General features: G+C 53.1%; 1 protein-coding gene. It reads right to left on the reverse strand.

All coding sequences use genetic code 11. From position 1 onward, the window contains the following. Window positions 1-92 precede the first annotated feature (92 nt). Entirely contained in the window at window positions 93-590 is a 498-nt protein-coding gene (locus ACQV2Q_RS08875) for a hypothetical protein (RefSeq protein ID WP_428882514.1), read from the reverse strand. Window positions 591-764: the final 174 nt, after the last annotated feature.

The raw sequence follows: 764 nt of genomic DNA on the forward strand, positions 1-764 counted from the left end.
GTTCGGGATTGTCCCATACCCTGTCAGGCAGAAAAGGGTGGAACTGTAACCATTCTAATCCCAGAGCAAAAAGAAACCCGCCGGGGCGGGTCTCAGTTACTCGGGTTTTTGTACGGAGCAGGTGCTTCTCCGCCGCTTCCCATCATTCGGTCGTTCATCGCGCGTAGAAGTGTGTCGATCTTTGCATTCAACTCGGTGTTGCTTGATGACAGCCCGTCGATTTGCGGCTGAATACGCTGAGAGGATGACTGTGCGGCTCGTTCAGCAACTTGTTGGGCATCCATGTCCAAACCAAACCACTGGGCGCCGTAAGCCATGATCGCGATCACAACGGCCACCACACCTATGCCGGTCCCGATGACGGTTGACCTCATCCCAGAGGTTGATCGCTCGACATGCTCCATTCGCTGATTGATAAGCTTCAGTTCGCCGAGAAGTTCTGCAAACTTCGTATCGGTCCTAGCTTCGGCGGCAGCGATTTTGGCGTCTACAACTTCCATGCCATCAAATGTGCCACCTCCACCCCCTTGTTGCAAGGGCGGAGATATCTGACCGGCATCCCCATGTAGATTATGGATCTCAGCCGCCATTATGGGAACCTCCGAGACCAAATAGACCGCCCAACTGGGGTTGTTGCATCCTTGCTTTTCTTTGCCACCATTGATCTATCGTGAACATGGAATAGAGGTCCAAATGGCCACAGTGAGTGCATAATACTCGCACGCAAGGAATGTGTCGGCTCTGGCTCATATTCACGAGCCCTT

Origin of the sequence: Facklamia sp. P12950 (genome assembly GCF_050409465.1) — a bacterium.
Classification (GTDB): domain Bacteria; phylum Bacillota; class Bacilli; order Lactobacillales; family Aerococcaceae; genus Facklamia.